This window comes from Paenibacillus sp. MMS20-IR301, from assembly GCF_032302195.1.
GTDB lineage: Bacteria > Bacillota > Bacilli > Paenibacillales > Paenibacillaceae > Paenibacillus_AQ.
The window spans coordinates 4956194-4977726 of record NZ_CP135275.1; the positions used below are offsets into that span (position 1 = coordinate 4956194).

Consider the following 21533-nt stretch of genomic DNA (forward strand, 5'->3'; position numbering starts at 1 on the left):
TAAGAGCGTTGCTCCACATGACCATTTCGCACTGCAAGGTCGAATCTATTCACTCATGCCCGGCAGCCTTTGCAACTGTTCCATAATCTCTGACTGCAATTTCTCTCCTTTAGTAAAGTATGACTGCAAATTGGCAGTGAATTCTGCCATCTTTGAATTAAACTCATCCTGTGTCAATTCAACATATTCATTCTTGATTTCAAAATACTGACCGGCGGAGAGGGAGTATTTCTTCTCTTTTATTTCATCGTAGGATACAGCTACTGAGAAATGATCAACGGATCCCTTGTTCTGAAACGTCGATACAATCTGGTCTATTTCAAAATCACGTAGACGACGTTTCTGATTGCTACCATCTTTGTATTCCTCACCCATCTTGGATGCATCAATCAAAACAACCTTATCGGTAGTTTTTGAATTATCAAAAAAAAGGACGGATACATTCGTACCAGTAGTAGCAAACACATTTGAAGGCATACTTACACAACCATAAACGATGTGTTCATCGACAATGTGTTTAAGGGTTTTATTTTCCACACCACTCTTTGCAGTAAGAAATCCCGTTGGAATAACAATAGCACCTTTGCCTTTAGCTTTAAGGGAATTGATTACATGTTGAATAAAGCAGGTGTAAATCGACATACTTTCTTTTTTCTTAGCAGGAATATTCGGTACTCCAGCCCAGAAGCGAGCAGGCATCGCTGCAATTTTTTCTCTTGTATCGGAAAAATCCATCTTGAACGGAGGATTAGATACAACATAGTCAAACTGGCGCAAAGACTGCCCATCATCACTCTTATGATAAGGAGCAACGAGAGTATCTCCTTGAATAGCATGGTCGAGTGAGGATACAAGACCATTCAAGATGAGATTAAGTTTTAGCATTTTGTTACTTCTCTGAGAAATATCCTGCGCAAAGATTGTACAACGGTCTTCACTAATTTGATGGCTAAGTGCCATTAACAATGTACCTGTTCCAGCAGATGGGTCGTAGCATTCAATGCTATGGAGGTCAGAACTATCTCCAACCAAGAGACGGGCCATTATTGTGGCAATCGAATGTGGAGTGTAGTATTCTGCATATTTCCCACCACCAGCAGTATTGTAATCTTTAATCAAATATTCAAAAATTGCAGCAAAGAAATCATAGTGCTTTGCAACCGCCTCTTCAAAAGAGAAGTTAACTAGCTTATCCACCAAGGCACGAGCAAAAGGTGCTCTTTGTGCATCATCAGTAACATACTGAGTAAGTTTCTCAAAGAGAGGAATTTTAGTGTCCTGAGTTGTCTGTGTAGCAAATATACTCATGTTTATATCTGCGATATCGGCCATCGTACTATCAAAAATCAAGTCAAAGTCACCTTTTGCTTGTTGATTCCAAAGATTTGAAATAAGGTGCTGTGGATATAAACGAGGGATATCCGGCGAAAGCTCGTCGAGAATATCAAGTCTGTCATCCTCTGACATTCCAGCATAGGCAATTTCCCACTTTTCAGCATTCGAAAGCACAGGGCTGATTTCCTTTACGGCAAAGCCGAATCTATCATTAATAAACTTATATAGGAATACCTGTGTAATGATTTTATACTCATTACCATCATTCCCCATTCCATAGGTTTGACAGGTTGATTTTAACGCATCAATAAGCTCAATTGTTTTCTCTTTAATATCCATATACTCCTCCGACTATTTATTATGCAATTGAATATGTTGAATTATATTGGTTAAGGTATTGCTTTGTAATACGATTCTGAATGAAGAGACGATCTTCGCGGTCACTATCAAAGTTGAGCTTTTTCATACCTTCTTTTATTTGTGTCATTACTGTTTGCTCAAAATAAGCATCTTTTTTCAGTATATCATTCCTATCGTATACCTTTTGGTCGATATCGGATTTAATTGTAATAAGTACGCTCATAATGGATTCATCGTAGACTGATACAATTGGCTTTCTATTAATACCTTTTCGATATTCATTTTCTTCGCGGATACGCTTGTGCACACGAGCAAATTTTGCATCTCCTTTATATTTTTTTAGAAGAGCGTTATTGCTTTTCTGCAATTCAGCGAGTTTTTTCAGAACATCATCCAGTGCCTTGGAATGCTCGTTAAATTGAGCAATACTATCAATCACAAACCCGTATTCCTTAAAACGCTGCATAAAGGCATCACGCAGTGTAATAAACTCTGTGCTCTCCTGATCTATATTTTCGGTGAAGTTGCGGATTGTACGTTGCCATTTATCCTGTAATTCAATACCGCCAGCTATCAACTTCATTTCTTCTTCGCCTATTTTGCTAAAGTTAAAGGAAATATCCTGCATTGCTTCGTTAACCAGTCTTTTGGTAGTGTCATCATTGGAGAATGCTTCCTTTTGATTAATATTGTCTATGTGGTGTTGTACCTCTGAAATCATAGCAGGGAGTTTTGTAATCTCAAGACGAGCAAAAGCTTCCTTTAGGTCATCATCACCAAAGGTACGCACAATATTACAGCAGTCTCGTGCAGAAATAAGTACCTTTTTCAACTTAAGAAGTTCAATCTTATCTTCTATGGTTGAAATTTCGCAACTAAATTCCTCAACATTATCAGTAGTATAATTGAAGAGTATTTGCCTTACTTCCCGCATTTGGGCTATGAGAGCATCTTTATCCTCAATAATTTGACAAAAAGTATCAGTTTCATTACCTTGTCCAGTTTCGGTCGGATCATTAAAACGATTGAGTTCCTTCAAATAAGCTTCATTAGTCTGCTCAAAATTCCTCTTAATATTTGCATAATCTATTATATAGCCGTAGCGGTTCTTTTTGTAAGGACGATTCACACGGGTAAGTGCCTGTAGTAAATTGTGGTCCTTAAGTTTACGTCCGAAATACAACCGTTTGAGCCTTGGGGCATCAAATCCAGTAAGAAGCATATTGAACACAATCAATATATCAATACTCATATTCTTCTTGAAGTCTTTTACAGTCTGTTTACGAGTTTCTTTATCATCGGCATCATGTAAAATTAAACCGACCTTAAAATTACTTTTTACTGACGCTTCAACATTAAGCTCACCTTGTATTTCATCAAAGTAAGCAAAAAGTTTTCGTGCCTGCTCACTTGTTTCACATATTACCATACCGCCTAAAGTGCGGTCTCCTTGAACTTGTTGGAACCTCTTAAAGTCATTGATAATATAACGAAGAAGTTCTTTTACATATTTGTCATGCTCAATAATCTGGCTCTTATTAATATCTTTTTTCTCAACCAAAAATTCAAGTTTCTCATAGATTTCCGACAATTTTTCTCGGTAAGACGTTTCAATATCTTCACGAATAATTTTTACAGTGTATCCATCTTGTATGGATTTGTCATAATAGTAAGTGTGAAGATACTCTCCAAACACTTTCCACGAAGCACGCTCTTCTTTTAGCAACGGTGTACCGGTTAGTGCAATTTTTATAGAGTTTTTGTCGGCATCAAATAGGTTGGCAAGGAAACAACCTTCTGGTTTGTATCCCCGGTGTGCCTCATCAATGATGAATATGCGTTGTAAATTTGTTGCATAAGCAGGCAAATTAACCTTTTCTTTATCTTCTGCAAAGCGTTGGATGTTTACAACAGTGATTTCTTGTTGTCCACTATTCCCTTCTTGTGCTTGATTGGTACGGAATTGCGTCATTAGCTCAAGGCGAGAGTTAGCGGTTTTAACCTCCAATCCACGAGCCTCAAATTCCTGTGTAACCTGTTCAAGCAAGTCAAGTCGATCTACAATAAAGTAGAATTTGGCCACTTTGTTTTGTTTTGCAAAGTAATCCGACAACGCATAAGTAAGATGATAGGAAAGTGCTGTTTTACCACTGCCTTGTGTATGCCATATAACACCCGAGGTAATGCCCTGGCTTATTTTTTCACGAACAGTTAGAGCAGCAAATAACTGCTGGTATCTCATAACATGCTTTTGATCGGTTGATTCAATCTTACCATCAACCTCACGTTCCATTTTTGCATACGCCATTCCGTATTTAAGAATAAAAAGTAAGCGTTCTGGAGAACACATTGAAGTTATAATACGGTTAGTAGGAGTGTTTATACTTAAATTGGTTTGATATTCAGGTGCGTGATGAATCACTTGACAGTTAAAATCGCATAGAATTCGCTTCTCAACATCATTATCAATTTCTATGTATGGATAGCTTTTAATAAAAGGGGCAACTTCCTGATTTCCAATATTCTCTTCACGGAAACAATTAAATGGCGAAGCCTCTCTTGCTGCCGTACAATAAAACGCACCTTGTATAGGCACAATACCACCTTGTGTATCATACTCCATATTATTTGAAAATATCATCAGCTGAGTAATATTTATAAAACGACGAAACTTTTTATTAGGAAAACGTTGACGATTCATGCGGTCGCTTTCTGCTACCATGCCACCATGATTATTAGGCTTTTTCACTTCAATAAATACAAGAGGAAGGCCGTTTATAAATAATGTAATATCAGGACGGAACTCATCTTGATCACGTTTGCAAGTAAATTCTGCCGTAAAATGAAACGTATTATTTTCTGGGTGCTCAAAATCTATAAGACGGACAGGAGAAATAGTTGTTAATCTCTTATAAAAACTACGTCCAAGGTCATCATTATCCAATTCTTGACGAATTGTACGTAATGTTTGTTCTACCTCTCCTTCACGACCTGGATTAAGAGTGCAAAACTGTTGTTTGAAAATGCCCTTCAAAATGTTTGTGTCGGGGTCATAAAACGCACCTGCCATTTCCTCGGATATTTTCCCAAAGTATTCATAACCAACTCTAGTTAAATGAACAAGTGCAGGCATTTGAACACGAGTTGCCTCATTAAATTTATCAGGAATATTGATAAACACCATAGGTTATAACCTCCCTCTTAGAGTCTCTTATATGCTAATCTAGCTTCCCTAATCCTCGCTAAAATTTATCAGAATCTAATTTCTTTATTTCGTTTGTGGCAAATTTCGACACAAGATCATAATTAGTCATTAAGTTTGCATAGGTTACACATAAATAAGTATATGCTCGTAAGCTTCCCTTAAGAAAGATAAATTTGTAAGAAATATGCTCTTTCTAACCCTGTAACCTTGTAAAGCTCCTAGAAACTTCTAACTTCCTATTCGAGCCATAGTACTTTTACAATGATTAAATTTTATGTAGATATTATCAATACCCAATCTGCCTTACTTAATAATTCCGTTATACCACCGTCGCCGTTTCCCAACGGATTTACCAGTGTCATTAGAGAACCAACCTACCCCCATCTTCACTAGAATCCCAACCATTAGTTTTCAAGGAGACCGGGGTGGATCCTTTTATTGAACCTAATATGTTTTTGGCTAATTCATGCCCCTGACTCTCTGGTAACTGCACTCTAGCAATTCCTCAGGCGCCTTTTCATCGAACCTAATACTGGTATCCTGAATTTCCGGATCGGCTCTACCTTCATTTTCATTCCACTTCTGGGAATAGAATTGCTTAAACTTCAGGAACTGTCTAAGATACTATACATTTATTGGGTTGGGATTTTGAATAAGCCCCCCCTTGCCCCTATCTGTAATTCGGAAAACGCCCGTCTTATGTTTTCCAGAAAAGATTGCTTTTGGCTATACTATTTGTCTCCTTCAAGTTTTTAGCAAAGGCGGCATGAGTAATTGATAATCAGATATAGATATCCCCTTGCCCCCTAAAAACCGGCCACTTACTTAAAATATTTATATTCTAATCGTAGAATCTTTGCTCTATTCTACCATAAAATATCATTCCAAATATATTTAGTATTCTCATACTTAATTCTACAGACCATCATAAGAGGTTTGGGCAGATGCTCGCCATTAATGTATAGTAGCTCAATAGAGCTCGCCCATGAGACGATCCGCGGGCATTATATTGTATTGTCACTTTTGAAATTAATTCCATAATCAATTAACTTTAACGGGTTGCCTTCATAGCAAATAGCTCCACTGACATCCAAGCTGAATATTAAGCACTTTCTTTTCATCTACCCAAATATGACAAACTGGCAGCCCTATCCCCACGTTCCTATGTCTCAATCCTTATACGGATCAAACTCATCCGCTCCCGCCATACACACACCAATTGGCTTCAGCACATGCATAACCTCAATCGTCTCCGCATGCGCATCCAGCACCTCTTGAAGCTTCCGGTACACAAAAGGACTCTCGTCCGTGCCTGCACCGCGGAGCTCCACACCGAAATCACGAACCGCCTCCATCATTCGTGCCGTCGTGATTTGACCGCCGCTGCGGGTACGGGTTTTCCAGTTCATTTTGCCGGCTGCTTGGGTGCGGCTCATGATTCGTCCTGCTCCATGAACGGTGCTGTAGTAGGAGTCTTTGTTCTCGATGCTATCTTTTCCCTTAACGATTACGGAGATGTCGCCCATACTGCCGCCGATGAAACCAACCTGACCCGGTGCCGACGGGGTTGCCCCTTTGCGGACGACAACAACTTCTTTGCCGTTATGGGTTTCTTTCCAGGCATAGTTATGATGGTTATGCACTTCGAGGTCCGCTTCCGTTCCCAGGATGACTAGTACTTGCCGGATCACATAATCCCTGCCCGCATAGGCGTAGCGTCCGGCCAGCTTCATGGCCCGGTAATACATATCGCCAAGCTCGCTGCTCAGACCCAGCAGTACGGGCGGTTGGTCCATCTTTTCACCGGGGGCGTTAGCCAGAAAGTCTCTGCCCGCTGCCAGGTTAAGGAAACCGCTCGCCGTCTTATGGCCGAACCCTCTGCTCCCGAAATGATTGGCGATCCACACCCGGCCTGTTCCGGCTTCTTCAAACAAATCCACGAAGTGGTTGCCGCTGCCGACCGTGCCTAACTGACTCTGGGCCAGCGCTTTCAGCTTGTCGTGCTCCTGCTTACCTACTGCCTTGAAAACGTCCCAGTCCGAATCGTCAAACAGCTCATGATCGACCCGCTCATTATTGACACGGCCTACTCCGAAGGAAATTCTGCGGGCGATTTCGTCCATGATTTTTGCCAGCTTGGGCCGGATATCCTCAACAGTCAGACTGGTTCGCACCGCTTTATTCCCGCAGCCAATATCATAACCAACACCGGACGGGGAGATCTGCCCATCGTATACGACCACCCCGCCGATCGGCTGACTGTAGCCTTTATGATGATCTGCCATGAGCAGGGTTTGCACAACATTGCCTGTTTCCGCACACGTTATTGCTTGCGCCAGCGCTCCGCTGTCGGGATTCCCCCAGACCCGCACGCCGTCTATATTTTGATAAGCCATATTGTGATTCAACTCCTTCATTATAAATATTGCTCAAGCTTAGAGCCCCTTTGCTTCACGGAGCCCGGCTAGCCGTTCTTGTACCGGTTCTTCAGGCTCAATCGCCGATAACTGAGTGACTGCATGAACCAGTTGCTCTCCCCAGGAGGAAACGTCCCAGCTCTCTAGCGCCATGATCGCCATATTGCGGTTGGAGGTCACTGTACTGTTAAGGCCAGTCAAGATCAGCTCTGCACCTATCCCCTCGAACCGATCCAAGCTCTGCAAGATTGCCCCCAGCCTCCTGTGTGCTGCATATTCCCCGCCGAATCCCATTTCAGTTCCGGGACCCGTGGCGATCTGCTGTAAGGGAAGGTGTTCGCTGGCGAATTGAACGAACCTGTGAATCCGCTCACGGTCATCCGATTTCATCAGCTGATAGTAATAGAAATCCTGTTGCGGGTCAGCCGCAAGCTGATGGTAGAGCGTATCCCAAATATCCATGCCAAGCTTCTCCGCACATGCCACGCCGTAGTAAGCATCCGTTAGATCGCTGCTGCGAGCCGCATCCATAACAATGCTAATCCACTTCGCGTCGGCCATAATTGACCCGCAAGCCTCACGGATTTCGCTTCTTAACGGTTCACTCCAGCCTGCCGATTTCCGCGCAGTCCACTTCTCCTCCTCCTCAGCCAGGAAGTAGTGAATGCTAAATATGACGGACAGATGTTTGGCCGTTGACCCTGCCTCCCGGATGAGCCTCACGTAATCCAATATTACCTGCGGGGCATGCTCATAATCGTCAATATCCTCAGCTGGCCCGCCATTCAATAACGCTTCGATGATATCGGTTGCCCCATGAAGTAAAGCGCTATCCACCCGTTCAGCCGAAAGTGCCTCATGCAAACCGCCATTTCTGGCACAAGTACAGGCTAAATATTCGTTCATAATGTTATTGTGGCAGCCTTGCCGGAGCATCCAATCCTTGATCTTCTGATTTGCAGGCTCAAGTCTCTCGACGATATGTATTTTGCCCCAGCCGTGGACCTGATGAGCGAGTTCAAATAGCACCTGATTGCTGTCTTCCATTCCATTATGAATCGCTACCATCGCATACAGCGTAAATTCCTCATGTCTCCCCAGCGTTAGGAGCAATTCCTTGACCTGCCCATTCTGAAAAAGCCCTAGCATTGCAATACCGAATTTGACGGCATTCCGGTGCGCCGCATGCTCCGCCAGCCATTTTCCCTCAAGGAATACGGAATCCGGCTGAATTCCCGGCTGCTTGCGCACCTCATCTATAATGGCATCGATCTTCCCGCTTACATCCGTCTTTACAAGCTTGGCATACAAAGCCTTTCTTGTTGCATTCTTAGGCTTCCTGGATTGCTTCGCCAGCAGCTGAACCAGCTCCCGTGCCTCATCCGTCATTTTATCAGGCGCGGCATGATGCCCAAAGGCTCCGTCTAAACCGCCCGCTACCCATCTGATTGTATCACCGGACCAGAATTCCTCGTCATCCGGCAGCGATCCGTCCACGGACTCTCCTTGCTCCTTAATATGAGTGTAAATGGAGGTTCTGCCCTCCCATAGCGGCCGCTTCGCTCTATCGAAGAATATAACCATTGTTCCTAGCACCTCTTCCTGTATTTCCTTGGATACGCTTCTGTATTTATATTGGCTTATCTTGGGAGCAAAGAACATGGCGTAAGTATTACAACTGGAATACAATTTTCACATTGTATCCAGCACTCTCTAAATCCAGGACTGAGAAGGCTCTTCTTAACAGAAAAAAGGATCGGCTTATTGGCTCCGGGCTCTCCCTTCACCATTCATCCGATCCTCTTCACTTCGTCACCTCATCACGTAGATGAATGGACGGATTTATAGATACTCATCCTGCGTTATAATTTCTACTGTGGGTTGAAGACAAACAGCAATACCGCCATCTTCATCTTCTCTGTCATCAAGCAGCAAGGCATAGCTGCCATTGCGCTGGAACAATAAGGTGCGCGGAACGAACCGCTTAGACGCGTCACTTTCCGAATAATCGGCCAGCAGTTGTTCGGCCGTTGTTAAACGTTCCTGTTGGTGGTCACCAAAATCAGCAATCGCCGCTTCCTGCTCAGCAGTAATACCATCTTGCTCAAAATATGCTGCCGCTTTGATGATTACTTTATAGTTATTGTCAAACAGTACAATTTCCGTTTCAGTTTTCCACCCTACATTAAAAATAAGCTCACCAAACACCGGACTGTTCATTATAACTCACCTATTCCTTTCTTAGCTTCAGAGATTCCCCCGCTATGCGTGAAATTCGCATGAATTTCGTTAGGGACCTTCTGCATCGTTTTCATATCCTTGCATTCATGCCATGTATAGTTATTGTCTTTACGCCATTGTGCCACTTCTTTGGGATCACAGTCCTTTTGATTGGCCAGGGCCATATCAGCCTTATCGAAATTATCAGTACGCTCGGTAGAGAACGGCTCAATTTCAACTGTGCCTTTGCTAACCTCGTTAAAATCCGGCTCTCCATCCTTATAGACAATCCCATCATCTATACCATATTTGTCGAGCAGTTGCCCCATGGTTAAGCCTTCTGGATTGGAACGCGTTCTCCCTTTCACTTCAGGCGGGGTATAATCCTGGTCGGGTATCCATTTAGAGTTGCCACGTTCACCGTCCCAATGTCCATTATTACCTTCAATCGGACAATTCTTCAAATTCTCAATCACTGGGCCTAACGGTGCATCATATTCGCTCTCCGGTTTTTCGAAGGTCTTATGCTCCGCCATTTTGCCAAGCGGACAGTCGGCAAACCTTTTTATTGAAATCTCTGTGACCTCTTTAAACGATGCAACACTCATATATTCACCCCGCCGCTTCTCGCAAAGCTATCCTTTACAGCATCAATCCATTGCTTATAGATCCGTTCACGCACCTCTGATTCTTCTTGCTGTACGCTGATGTCTTTCATCAAGCATTGGCTTATAGCAAGGGTTACCTCTTCGGAGGCATCGGATACGAACTGATTCACAAGTCTGGCAAGTTTCCCGGTTAGCCCGGTATTATTAACGGAAGTGGACACCAGGCTTTCGACTTGCGCACGCACACCAAGCAAGCCAGTGATGCGGCGGGAAAGCTTAATGAATTCAGCGGGATCCCATAAAGATAATTGACCCTCCGATTGATATTCAGAGATTTGCTCCTCCAAAAATTCTGTGTTGCCCGAGGATAACTGAAGTATAGGCAAACTGCGTTCAATTTCGGTTACATCGAATTCAAGCCGTTCACGCACCCTTCCCTGAATAAGAAGCGACAGAATCTGCGTCCACACCTTCCGGACATCCACTGCCGTGTAATGTGCTGTGCTGTTGTACTGCTTTTCGTCTACATTGCATTTATTCACCTTAACCAGCACAGGCTCTACCCAATCATTCTGGTAAATAGCCGCTACACCACGCTCCAGCTTGGACAGTTCACCAATCTGCTCCTCGTTCAGATTTGCGGCATACCCTACCAGCTCCCGGTCGCTTCGTTCCGGCAATCTCAGAATAATTTTGGTGTTAGTGTTGCGAATAACTGACATATCCAACAATCCCGGCGATTGATCAGCGATAATAAATCCTTCCCCATACGTTCTCATCTCGGCAATTGAATTGGCCAGCATCTCTACCGATTTGCCAAGCAAATTGGAGCTTTCAGCGGATTGCTCGGTTGATGTACGTTTTAATAGAACATGCGCTTCCTCAAGCACAGTTATATGTTCAAGAGGACTATTCGTTCTGCCGGAGGTCATCCGGTATTCATTAAGCTTCATAACGAGCAGTCCCATAATGAGCGACTTGGTTTCCGTTGATCCGATCCGGCTCAAATCTACTATGACGTTATTGTCGAACAACTCGGCATCCGTCAAATCATCGCTTGTAAAAATAAGTCCATTCAATCCATTCGTCAGTGACCGCACACGGGTACACAAGGCACCGGAGTAATCCCCCTTGCTGTCAGACGAGTACTTGGATTCATCTATTACATTCTCAATTTGCTCCAGCACATCTGCGAAATTTGGATATTTATCGCCTTTCGGATTGTCAGAAGCACTTAAATTCCAGCCAGCCTCAGTATACGAGCGTTCCATCGCTTCCTTTAAGATGGCCGGCATTGCCGCATACATTGGCCAACATACATTAAACAATTCAACAAGCCTGTCCAAATGCTCCAGAACATGAATGTCAGCCGGGAAACGGAACGGATTAATCCGCAGCAAAGCATTTTTTTGGGGATTAGTACCGTAAACAGATACGTCAGCAAACTGCCCAAACACGTTTTTGTACTCGCCTTTTACTGGCTCGATAACCAGGAACGGAATGTCGTACACATTTCGCAATTGCTGGAGCATTTCGTATACCGTATTGCTTTTGCCTGAGCCGGTAGAGCCTGTCACAAACGTATGCATTGTCATCGAATCACGGTCAAGACGCACCTCTGTGTTCGTCTCACTGCCCATTGTGAACACGTTGCCGAGAATAAAGCTGCTCTCGCGGTTGCGGCGCTGATTATACCTGACAACCTCCCGTCCGAAATCCGCATGTTCGATGACCGGGAAACCGCACACCGATTTGCGTGGAAGCCCCATCTGAATCGCTAGCTCGTTCCCGCTTACAAGCGACGAAGCTGTCACAGGCAAGTTGACCGAGTGTGAACGATACTCAAACAGAGGATGAACAAAATTCGTAATGTACTCCCGAAGCCTAGGAAGCTGCTTGGTATGCTGACGCCCCCAGAAGTTAATTGCGGAGGTCTCTACACCGGATTTCTCGCCCTTCATCAATGCCCGGTAAGTTCCCGCTGCCATCTCTGCAGTTTCTTGACTGTCTGACAAGAAATACGCTGCGCATTCCCACATGCCGAGGCTTTCGCAATCATCAATCCGCTTCAGCTGCAAATCAATCCGCTCCAGCGTGTTCATAAGCGTTTTATTTTGCATCGTAAGCTGCAGATTGTCTGAAGTAGCAGCGGTTAAGCCCGTCGTCTTAGTATTATTTTCACTTGAGCCTTCACTCTCAGTATCTGATTCTCCGGACGACTCCGATGAACTTTCGGAATAGCTTTCGTTCGTAGAGGTTCCTTTTGTTGTTGACTTAGGATTAATTGCGCTAAGACCAACCTGACCTGCAATAATCACTCCTGCTGCGGCTAGACTGGCTCCTCCTGTTAGCGGAGCGGCAACAATGCTGGCTGTGCCAAGCAATGCCGCGCCAACTCCTTTCGCAATCATGGCAGCGGTATCGGTCTTGGTTACAGATTCATTTACCGTCGAGCTCATTGAACGGCTGGTGCCCGTCTGGGTCGAGCGGTTGGTCGAATGCGATGTTCCCGTTGTTGTCCCTTGTGAAAAGGCACTTGAAACATTTAACGCAGTATTCGTGCCATAACTCAGCTGCATATTGGCAAACGGCGACAGCTGGGTATATATATTCTCATAGGCGCGCCGTGATTCTGCTAACTGGGCGGCTGACGTGCTTTTGGCCAAAATGACGGAGGTATAGCGCTGACCCTGCATAGCGAGAACAAGCTTGTCGAGCCCCTGTATAAACCGCTCGTTATCCGTGAATTCCGCATCCTTATTGTTGGCGACACACGAGACCGATGCGATATTCCCGGATGGAATACTTTCAAGGAAACCTTCTGCTGCGGAATCGAGAAGGTCTTCGGTTTTTACACCGGGGAACTGGCCTCGCAGCGCATTTCTTAAAGTATCTTTGAGTGATTTCGTTGTCCGTTTATCGTCAAGCGTACGAATGCCCATATACAAATCAGTTTTCTGTCCGTTGCTATCGGCAATAATAAACACACCGCAATTCAAATTTTGTACCGCATTGAACACAGAAGCAAATTTATAAGTGGAATATTCATTATTCTGGTACACCATTTCAGTTATTTTGAACAGCCGAATATCACTAATCTGCTTCAGACTATCGGGAAGCGGAATAATATCAAACTCCGTAAGCTTGGTTAAATAATTCTTGAGCACAATATCATCGACGAGTAAGCTTGCTTCTGCAAGCTGCCGTTCCATAGTGTTATAACTGGGTACGTTGCTTACAGGCATAGATAGGGAGGGGGGCTCTATCTTGTCACTTACCGATACAGTCCCCTTCCCGCCGGTCAAATCTACAAAGTCACTCATTCCCCTACCTCCCGCTTGTTACAACGTATACCGCTGCTCCAACAACAACCGCCCCGACAGCAGCACCTGCAATAAACGACCCGCCAGCGACCGCAACGACAGTGCCGCCAACGATGCCGCCTGCGACAGCGCCTGTTACAACACTGGTTGTGCGAATCCGATTGTTGCTCATATCCAGAGACTTCTGTCGCTGGTAACTCAGAGTCGAGGTTTGCGGATACCTGCTATACGTTTTGCGCTGTGTGGAATTGTTGCTGCCACTACGGTTATTACTAACAACAGCACTACCGCCTCCGCCTGATACTCTTGCTTGTGGGAGGGAAGTGACGGGATGGAGATGTCTGACTATCTTTTGGAGATGTTCCAGTCGTTCATGAGAAAAGTTCCCGACAATCTGAACCATCATCTTACTCATATAGTCGTCGTTCCAGGCAGACGGATCTTCCTCAAGCACTCGGCCATCATGTTCATCATATAGTCCATTCACAGCTTGAGTATGCCTTTCCATTTCTTTAAATTCTGAAAATGTCGGATCAACAAGTAAGCTATCCTTCATTATAATACGAATGCGTCTAACATTGCCCGATGTTACTGCGTTTGTGAAAACGTCTGTTATCGCCATAATACTATCCCCTTATATCTCCATAATAGATTCTACTCTAACTTTAATTTGCTCCAACCAGTTCAACTTGCGCTCCGACTCTAGAACCCGTTCATCGGCTTTTTTCTTATCGGTGGCGTAGTTCTCCAGCTCAGCGAGCTTTACCTTAAGCACATCATCAAGCCTTTCAAATTCTTTGTTGAAGCGGTCTGCAATTCGTTTCGACTGTTGAAGCGCATATTTACGGGCGTTATCACCGTTGTTATAAAGACTATCCTCTACTGGAGCAAAAAACTTCTGTGCTAACTCAGCACCAAGAACATACTGAACCGTTTTGTAAGTTGTTCGGTAATAGCCACTCTCTTGGCCCCACGTCCATGGCTTAAACCATCTTTTATCTGTATTCTTCACCCATTCTTCCCCATCCTCAACGTCCTTCTTCTTTATTAAGCTCTGGGCAGAAAATTCTCCAACGCTGCCGCCCATTAGTTTTAATGGATCAATTGTCACTTCAGCAATATCTAATTCTTCCGTTAACGAAGCAAGCTTTTTCTTGTATGCCTCAAGCAAGGCAACACCTGTACCCACAATGTTATTTCGGACAAGTTCATCCAGCTCTACTTCAAAGTCAGGCTCCAGCTTTTGTGCAAACTTATGCAAACGCTCTGCTTCTTCTTCAGCATCATGAATAGAAAGTTCCTGATTGCGCAGATCATCGATACGTTTTGTAATGCGGGCCTGGAACTTCTCAAGTATTCCTTCTACCACCTCTCTTGATGAGTCGTTAACTGCCACAACCGCATCATCAACCGAGTCTTTGAACTTCTTCGCATCGCGTGCATCATCCATCTTCTCACGGATCGATTCAATCAACCGCACAATACGCTTGCTTTCTTCCTGGTTTCGGGCAAGCTCACGTTTCGTTTCCTCGAAGGCGCCTACTTCGTCTAATTTGTGCAGGAACGTATCTACAATATTTTTGATTTTTGCCGTTTTGGCGTATTTCTGTACGTATTGACGGATAGCTGCTTCAATAGAAACTACGCCCGTATGAATCAATGCTTCTTCCGGATTTTCATTGTCTCTGCCGCTCCATGCTTCTCTCGTAGCCGCAAGCTGCTCGTTAATCTCACCGCGAATGCTTGGAGGGAGCGCCGCATACGTCTCGAAATGCAAGGGTTCATTGCGGTTCAATTTCTTAATCTTCATTTCCGTTTCATCAATTGTGTCTACGTCCACATCCGCTTCGCTTGCCATGAGTCTGATGTTAAGCGCAGGCAAGGCGGATGCAGGGAACAAGTTCGGACTCACTATGCCATGGTTTTTCAGATAAGAACGGACACGCTCTAAGGTTTGGCTCGTATCGCCATCCTCTTTCTTGCGGTCATCCAGTTTGTTGACAACAAAGATGAATCTATCCTTCGACTGTTTGCCGCCCACACTCATACTCTCAGCGACACGATTCAACAAGGCGTTATCATCGTCAGTACCGAATTCACCTGTCATAATATAGAGTACAAGCGCCTTTGATGATTTGCCAAGAAGCTCGCTCTGTACCTTTCTATGTCTAGGATCGCGGGAGTTGTTCGGCCCCGGGGTATCAATGAGTACCAGCGAAACATCTTCTGACGAAACAAACGGAATATTTCCTGAAACATGGATAGCGGATATGTTCTCACTGGAATTCAACCGCTCCATGATTGGATAGGTTAATTTGGCATGCGTTTCGGTCAGTTCGTCCTCTTGATTGTAAACTTCCGCAATGAACGGCACCTCATCCCGGGTAGTATCCTTGATTCGCGTAACAATAGCTGTGCAGGCCTCTTGTTTGGAGGGCATTAATTTTGAGCCAAGCATTGAATTGATCAGCGTAGATTTACCGGCACTCATCGTCGCAACGACACATACTTCGAAATCACTGCTCTTGGCGTGTTCAAATGCACTCACGATCTCTGCATCTTTCAACTCATTGAACGGACCTTGCTGAATTTGGTTGAAGACGTCGTTGATTAGAGCTTCCTTATCCGCTGTTTCTTTGGCCGGGTTACGTTTTATCGTCGCTTTGAGTTTATTATTCTTATGCGCTTCGGTGAATACATCAACCAAGTCCTCGTAGTCAAGCAATGTGCCGTGAAACGTAATTTCAAAATTGGTGTCATTGTACTCTTCGACAAGAATGCGCGGGAGCTCTTCAACCCATTCCTGCAACCGGGAGCCGTCGGCAGCCTTCTCTCCAAGCTTGCTGTTTTGCGCCAACCCTTTCCCATCAACCGTAATCTCTGTTTCAAGCTTGTAAGGATTGTACTTCACAAACACCTTTTTCATTGGTCGCTTCCTCCGTATAATATGTTTTCAAGACTATAAAGCCCGCAGCTTGCTGCAAGCGCTAATTGCTTATCTTCAGCTGTCTGTAAGGGCGCCGTAGATGTATTCAAGTGGACAGAGAGATCAAATTCTGGCCTGCTGAATTTTTTCACATAGTAGTCATACTCGTCTTGCTCATCCTCAGTCAAAAGCTCACCGTTCTGCTTGCGCTTCAACAATAATGCGAAGTATGCAGACAATGGATATACCGTAGGATTCTTATATCCAAGTTGCAGCAGATCCGTTTTCACACCCTCTATGCTTGCAGCAATGGAATCATCTGCGCTTTTGAAATGATCAAGTTTGTTTAAGACAAAAACTACCTTATCACTTGGCACATTTCCGGAAATATACTTTAAATAACGAATTTCCTCATCTGTCCCAAGTTGATTAGCATTTAACACATAGATTAGTTTATCGTACTGTTCTTCCATCAACGCTTTACGGGTCCGGCTGCCGTGCTCCCGGTTAATCGCAGAATTTACACCTGGAGTATCAATTAGGCAAATTCGGCGTTGCGGATCAGATTGTACGAAAGAACGGAAATAGGAAGCTACACTACCACTACCTACTTGTTCAGCATCCATCAGATCTTCATAAGCAGCATTCAGATTAAGCTGTCCTGCCCGCAAGTGAATTGATCCATCCTCAACAGGCTTATTTAAGTAGTAATGCAAGTCCGCTGTGCATGCTTCTTGCGAGGTCCGGGCGACTTGTTTGCCGATAAGAGCATTGATCAGCGTCGATTTACCAGCGCTCATATTGGCCGTAATCAAGACCCGCTGTTCCTGTTGCGCTGTGAAGCTTCGGTTTAACCGGAATTGATAAATCAATCCTTCAGCAAAAAGCATTTTTGGCGGAATCATCTTATCGTTAAAAAGATAAGATACCAGCACACTTAGTGCAGCGCGCTGTCGTTTGTTCAGGTATCGCTGCATATCTTCTTGTACCTTCTCAATTGCGTTCTTATCCGCTAAGATAAGCGCAATGTCACATGTCAACCAAAAACGGTATTTCCACATCCACGGTCTAAGCGAATCGTTTACAACAGAACGAATGATGCTATTACGGTTCCTGTCAGTTACAGTAAATGTAGTATTACTTTCAATAAGCATCTCTTGGTATTGTAGTAACCGGGCATTTGCGTATTCGGCAATACCTGCGTACTCTCTCACAAAATGATCAAGCGCAACATAATAGCGCATCCTGGTTTTTTTCTTTGCTTTTCTCAGCGGATGCTTTATAAAGCTATGCGAGGTTACAAAGTTACTTTGACGATTACTTTCCATTCGCAGCTATAACACCTCAACCTTCTCTCCCTGACCTCGTATCCACATATCAACACCATTTCCGTATGTTTCCACCGAAATTACATAAACCCCTTCATTCTCAGACAATATCTGTGCCGTCGGCAGTTTGTCCAACACAGCTTCAATGGACGTGCCGCTAAACTTAAACTTCACCCTCTGCAGTTCACCCGAATACATAAACTGCACTCTCTTACGAAACTCCCCGTCGTTGAATTTGTCCTTATAAGGCACCTTGAACTTAATTCCTGTACCTTGAAGACTTTCAATTCTGTCAATACGAAATACAGTAGGGAAGCCGTGTCGATCATCCGCCATGAATGCAATCAGATAGAAATAGTATTCTGAGAACATTATGGCGACCGGCTTCACTTCATGCGCCCGCTCAACACCGTCTTGGCGGACATAGGAAATTCGAATTACTTCGTGGTGCGTTATGTACTGCGACAGCTCCCATATTGCTGCGAGAAGCTTCTTTCCATGCCTTAACGGGACGTAATAAAACTGCTCGTTGCGGATCATGTTCTCGACCTGCTTGCGGTCATTTGATGTTACCTGTGCTAATAATTTCACAACAAGCGTATCTAACTCTTCCTTACAAAACGCCCGGCTCTCCAGCAGGATTTTGCATATTGCTAAAACCTCTTCGTTAGTAATCCATTCACGCTCCATACGAACTAGGTAGTATCCGGAACGAATCCTGTCGTATTTAATCGACACTTCTCCTTCTGCAAACCGGGTATCTGCCAAATACACTCTTAACTCGTCAATGTCACGCTGAATGGTTTTTTCTGTTACACCATACCGCTCAGCTAGCTCTGCCTTCTTGATAAGTTCACCCCTGTTAAGCAGTTCGTGCATGTTCAACAAGCGGAACCCTTTATTCCCGTTAAAATCAAGGTTCAAGCATGATTCCCTTCTTTCAATGATTTCCCCCACTATATCACGACAGGATGGACATATATTGGGGTTGGAAAAACTCCATTAAACTAATTTCCCGGTTCACTATAGTTACATAAGCCCAGGACATACGTCATAATAGTACACTTTTCAACATGTCGAATGTTGTATAATTTTGTAATATGACTGTTTGCGATTTTATTTCAGCGTGCATAACTGAAAAACCCTTCCAATAATAGAAGGGTTTGAATAATGGAAGACAGGTCAACTGGCAATGTCCCACTGTAGCTCATAGAAATACAGCACAACCGTATGTTTCAACTACGTCTTCACGAACATACACTTCTTTTCCGATCTTTTCACCCAAATAAATAGTTTATCCACTATTAATTTCCACGTCAATCTTCTAGCTCATAGGTTATTTGTCATTTTTTAGCATATAATCTCTTTAATACCTAAAGGAGGTGAATTTGTTATGAAACAGGAGGAACAAGAACTGCTGGCAGCAATCCTGGAGGTCACCGAAGAATTTGATAATGTCCTTACCCGCGAGAACAATGTCAATAACATTCACTAACAGGTCACCGCAGCCCAGCCTCCTCATTGTATCGCCAAGTGGGGAGGTATTCTTGTCATTATGGAGGTATTGGAATGGTCAAAACTGCGCTTATCTACCCTCCGGTCAGCGATCCTACCTCAGGATATCACAGCCTGTGTTGCTTGGCGGGTTATGCGCGGCAATTCGGCTTCGACGATATTGATATTATTGATAGTAACATAGACTCCTGGCTGTATACTGCAGCGCCCGAGCAAATCGGAAGCACCCTGCAATATATCCATGAACGGACCGCGTTGCTTGCAGCACTGGAGCAGCCCACGCCCATGGAACAGATGGAGCTGTATTACGCGCTCAAAGTACAAGGGATGAATTTCGCTGAGGCGCTGCCCGCCGCAATACATACGTTCCGGAATGAAGCCGAATTCCATGACTACAGGCTGTACACCAGCGCCGTTGAGACGGTGATGCTCTGGATGGATGCCTTGTCGCTTAAGGGCTTCCCGGGGCAATTCAAGGGGTTCAGCTTAGCGACCAGCGGATTCTTCAATATCTTCAGCTCTATGGATATGCGCGATGCCCGGATTACCGGAAGAATCTCTGAGCCTTTTGCCGGCTATTTCAGGAACGAATTAATTCCTCACCTCATCCTGGGTGACTACTCCCTTGTGGGGATCAGTATCACCTATGTCGCCCAGCTTCCGTTCGCGCTCAGCATGGCACATCATATCCGGAGCAGCTGCCCGGACATCCGGATAATATTCGGCGGTACCGCCGTGTCTGATTACTGGAAATACATCACGGACCCAAGTGATTTCTATGCGGTCTTTGGCGCCGCAGACGCGTGTATCATCGGTGAAGGGGAAAGTGCCTTCGTCTCCATTCTTCAGGCCATGAAGCATAAGCATCCGCTGACCGCGTCAGCGAATATTGCCCTGCATCCACGGCTTCAGGCCGTGCCGGGCGCTTCCGTGACGGAGATCAAATACGAGGATATCTGCTCTTTTCCGGTGCCGGAATACAGCAAGCTGCCCTGGGAGAAATACCTGTCCCCGTATCCGTTCATCTACTATTCTCCTTCGCGGGGATGTTATTGGAACCGGTGCACCTTTTGTGATTACGGCTTGAATACCGATTCCCCTACCAGTCCCTGGCGGCAATACCCGCTGGATAAAATTATGAAAGATTTGCGGACGCTCGCCGTCACTTATAAATATATTTATTTCTCCGTGGATGTGCTCTCTCCGGCCTTACTGCTCAAGCTGGCGGCGGCAATCCTGGAAGAAGGCCTCGACATCCGCTGGGGCGCGGAGATCCGGCTCGAGGAATACTGGACCCCTGAACGCTGTGAGCTGCTGCACCGCAGCGGTTGTACTGCTATCTCAGTCGGATTCGAATCCGGCAACCAGCGGATCTTGAATCTGATCAACAAAGGAACCAAGGTCGACCGGCTGCAGGAGACCATTCAAAGGTTCAGTGAAGCAGGCATCGGCGTACAGATTATGGGCTTTACCGGATTCCCTACAGAGACGGTTGAAGATGCTTTGAGCTCTGTTCATTTTCTACAGCAGAATAGCAAGTATTGGACTCTGGGCGGGCTTGGCCAGTTCGTCTTAACCTCAGGCGCGATTATCGCCAAAGAACCGGAACGCTTCGGTATTCAGCATATCCGGCCTTTCGAGGGTGAAGATGTTGCCTGGAGGCTGCATTACAGTGAGCAGGAGCACTTGCTGGCAGACTCATCCCGCCATGGCTCGCAGGAGCTGACTGAGGCCAAAACCTCCTTGCGGACCCATCTGCTTGACCGTCCTTGGGTGGGGGGAGTGGATACGGCGCATTCGATGTTCTACCATGACCGGTTCGGTAACAGCATTCTCGAAGTTATCAGCGGGACAGACCATACCGCAGTTGAAGCGGGCACCGTCTTAGAATTAAACGGGCATATTTCCAAAGGGTACTATTACCTGCCTGTCCACAAGCTGTTTAACAGAAAGAACCTGGATCAGCTTCTTGATACAGCCGAACAGGCAGGCATGGCTGTCACCGCGCAGAATATCACTGCGCTTCTTGAGGAGTGGCAACCGGAGGATTCCAGTTACCCGCAGCCCAAAGAACAGCAGCTGTTCATCCGGCGGGACGGCACTTTGTTTCCTTTTCCTCCACCTATGCTTGAGTTCTTGCGGAACTTCGAACATGGCTTATGCTTAACGGAACTATTGCAGCAATCTGCCCAGCATGAGTTCCATACTCAGCTATGGCGTCACTCTATCAAGAGCCGGTTGCTGCGGCTGAAGTATGCACCGGCAGAAGAGGCTTGAAGACTGCTTCAACAAGGAG

General features: G+C 45.0%; 13 protein-coding genes. 2 read left to right on the forward strand and 11 right to left on the reverse strand.

Annotated features, from left to right (window positions below; all coding sequences use genetic code 11):
* Positions 1–45: 45 nt before the first annotated feature.
* From LOS79_RS21205 to LOS79_RS21240, 8 genes are all read right to left on the reverse strand, one after another.
* Positions 46–1674 carry an HsdM family class I SAM-dependent methyltransferase gene (locus LOS79_RS21205; protein ID WP_315412117.1) on the reverse strand — a complete coding sequence of 543 codons (1629 nt, stop codon included), beginning with the start codon at positions 1672–1674 and terminating at the stop codon, positions 46–48.
* Positions 1675–1693: 19 nt separating this feature from the next.
* Positions 1694–4879 carry a type I restriction endonuclease subunit R gene (locus tag LOS79_RS21210; protein ID WP_315412118.1) on the reverse strand — a complete coding sequence of 1062 codons (3186 nt, stop codon included), beginning with the start codon at positions 4877–4879 and terminating at the stop codon, positions 1694–1696.
* 1190 nt (positions 4880–6069) lie between these two features.
* The gene (locus LOS79_RS21215) at positions 6070–7296 is read right to left on the reverse strand and encodes an RtcB family protein (RefSeq protein ID WP_315412120.1); all 1227 of its coding nucleotides are present in this window, start codon (positions 7294–7296) and stop codon (positions 6070–6072) included.
* A 39-nt stretch (positions 7297–7335) separates the two neighbouring features.
* Positions 7336–8901 (reverse strand): limonene hydroxylase, encoded by a 1566-nt coding sequence (locus LOS79_RS21220; RefSeq protein WP_315412122.1) that lies wholly within the window; start codon positions 8899–8901, stop codon positions 7336–7338.
* A gap of 258 nt (positions 8902–9159) precedes the next feature.
* Positions 9160–9537 (reverse strand): hypothetical protein, encoded by a 378-nt coding sequence (locus LOS79_RS21225; RefSeq protein ID WP_315412124.1) that lies wholly within the window; start codon positions 9535–9537, stop codon positions 9160–9162.
* A complete protein-coding gene (locus tag LOS79_RS21230) occupies positions 9537–10145 on the reverse strand; it encodes an HNH endonuclease (RefSeq protein WP_315412125.1) in 609 nt (202 codons plus the stop codon). Before LOS79_RS21230 ends, LOS79_RS21225 begins: the two co-directional genes overlap by 1 nt.
* Positions 10142–13468, reverse strand: a complete 3327-nt coding sequence (locus LOS79_RS21235) for an ATP-binding protein (protein ID WP_315412126.1) — start codon at positions 13466–13468, stop codon at positions 10142–10144. The genes LOS79_RS21230 and LOS79_RS21235 overlap by 4 nt, the downstream gene beginning before the upstream one ends.
* A gap of 4 nt (positions 13469–13472) precedes the next feature.
* Positions 13473–13640 (reverse strand): hypothetical protein, encoded by a 168-nt coding sequence (locus LOS79_RS21240; protein ID WP_315412128.1) that lies wholly within the window; start codon positions 13638–13640, stop codon positions 13473–13475.
* A gap of 159 nt (positions 13641–13799) precedes the next feature.
* Between LOS79_RS21240 and LOS79_RS21245 the strand changes: the two genes are divergently transcribed.
* On the forward strand, positions 13800–13946 hold the full coding sequence (locus tag LOS79_RS21245) for a hypothetical protein (RefSeq protein ID WP_315412129.1): 147 nt from the start codon (positions 13800–13802) through the stop codon (positions 13944–13946).
* Positions 13947–14102: 156 nt separating this feature from the next.
* On the opposite strand, the gene LOS79_RS21250 is transcribed toward LOS79_RS21245, so the two are convergent.
* The 3 genes from LOS79_RS21250 to LOS79_RS21260 are packed head-to-tail and all read right to left on the reverse strand — an operon-like array spanning position 14103 to position 18646.
* The gene (locus LOS79_RS21250) at positions 14103–16394 is read right to left on the reverse strand and encodes a dynamin family protein (protein WP_315412130.1); all 2292 of its coding nucleotides are present in this window, start codon (positions 16392–16394) and stop codon (positions 14103–14105) included.
* The gene (locus LOS79_RS21255; protein WP_315412131.1) at positions 16391–17722 is read right to left on the reverse strand and encodes a dynamin family protein; all 1332 of its coding nucleotides are present in this window, start codon (positions 17720–17722) and stop codon (positions 16391–16393) included. The genes LOS79_RS21250 and LOS79_RS21255 overlap by 4 nt, the downstream gene beginning before the upstream one ends.
* A 6-nt stretch (positions 17723–17728) precedes the next feature.
* Positions 17729–18646 (reverse strand): helix-turn-helix transcriptional regulator, encoded by a 918-nt coding sequence (locus tag LOS79_RS21260; protein WP_315412132.1) that lies wholly within the window; start codon positions 18644–18646, stop codon positions 17729–17731.
* A gap of 645 nt (positions 18647–19291) precedes the next feature.
* Between LOS79_RS21260 and LOS79_RS21265 the strand changes: the two genes are divergently transcribed.
* A complete protein-coding gene (locus tag LOS79_RS21265) occupies positions 19292–21514 on the forward strand; it encodes a B12-binding domain-containing radical SAM protein (protein ID WP_315412134.1) in 2223 nt (740 codons plus the stop codon).
* Positions 21515–21533: the final 19 nt, after the last annotated feature.

Bases quoted from the DNA above. Each gene is read 5' to 3' on its own strand.
- LOS79_RS21205 (WP_315412117.1), bottom strand. From the start codon at position 1,674: ATGGATATTAAAGAGAAAACAATTGAGCTTATTGATGCGTTAAAATCA.
- LOS79_RS21210 (WP_315412118.1), bottom strand. From the start codon at position 4,879: ATGGTGTTTATCAATATTCCTGATAAATTTAATGAGGCAACTCGTGTT.
- LOS79_RS21215 (WP_315412120.1), bottom strand. From the start codon at position 7,296: ATGGCTTATCAAAATATAGACGGCGTGCGGGTCTGGGGGAATCCCGAC.
- LOS79_RS21220 (WP_315412122.1), bottom strand. From the start codon at position 8,901: ATGGTTATATTCTTCGATAGAGCGAAGCGGCCGCTATGGGAGGGCAGA.
- LOS79_RS21225 (WP_315412124.1), bottom strand. From the start codon at position 9,537: ATGAACAGTCCGGTGTTTGGTGAGCTTATTTTTAATGTAGGGTGGAAA.
- LOS79_RS21230 (WP_315412125.1), bottom strand. From the start codon at position 10,145: ATGAGTGTTGCATCGTTTAAAGAGGTCACAGAGATTTCAATAAAAAGG.
- LOS79_RS21235 (WP_315412126.1), bottom strand. From the start codon at position 13,468: ATGAGTGACTTTGTAGATTTGACCGGCGGGAAGGGGACTGTATCGGTA.
- LOS79_RS21240 (WP_315412128.1), bottom strand. From the start codon at position 13,640: ATGAGCAACAATCGGATTCGCACAACCAGTGTTGTAACAGGCGCTGTC.
- LOS79_RS21245 (WP_315412129.1), top strand. From the start codon at position 13,800: ATGGAGATGTCTGACTATCTTTTGGAGATGTTCCAGTCGTTCATGAGA.
- LOS79_RS21250 (WP_315412130.1), bottom strand. From the start codon at position 16,394: ATGAAAAAGGTGTTTGTGAAGTACAATCCTTACAAGCTTGAAACAGAG.
- LOS79_RS21255 (WP_315412131.1), bottom strand. From the start codon at position 17,722: ATGGAAAGTAATCGTCAAAGTAACTTTGTAACCTCGCATAGCTTTATA.
- LOS79_RS21265 (WP_315412134.1), top strand. From the start codon at position 19,292: ATGGTCAAAACTGCGCTTATCTACCCTCCGGTCAGCGATCCTACCTCA.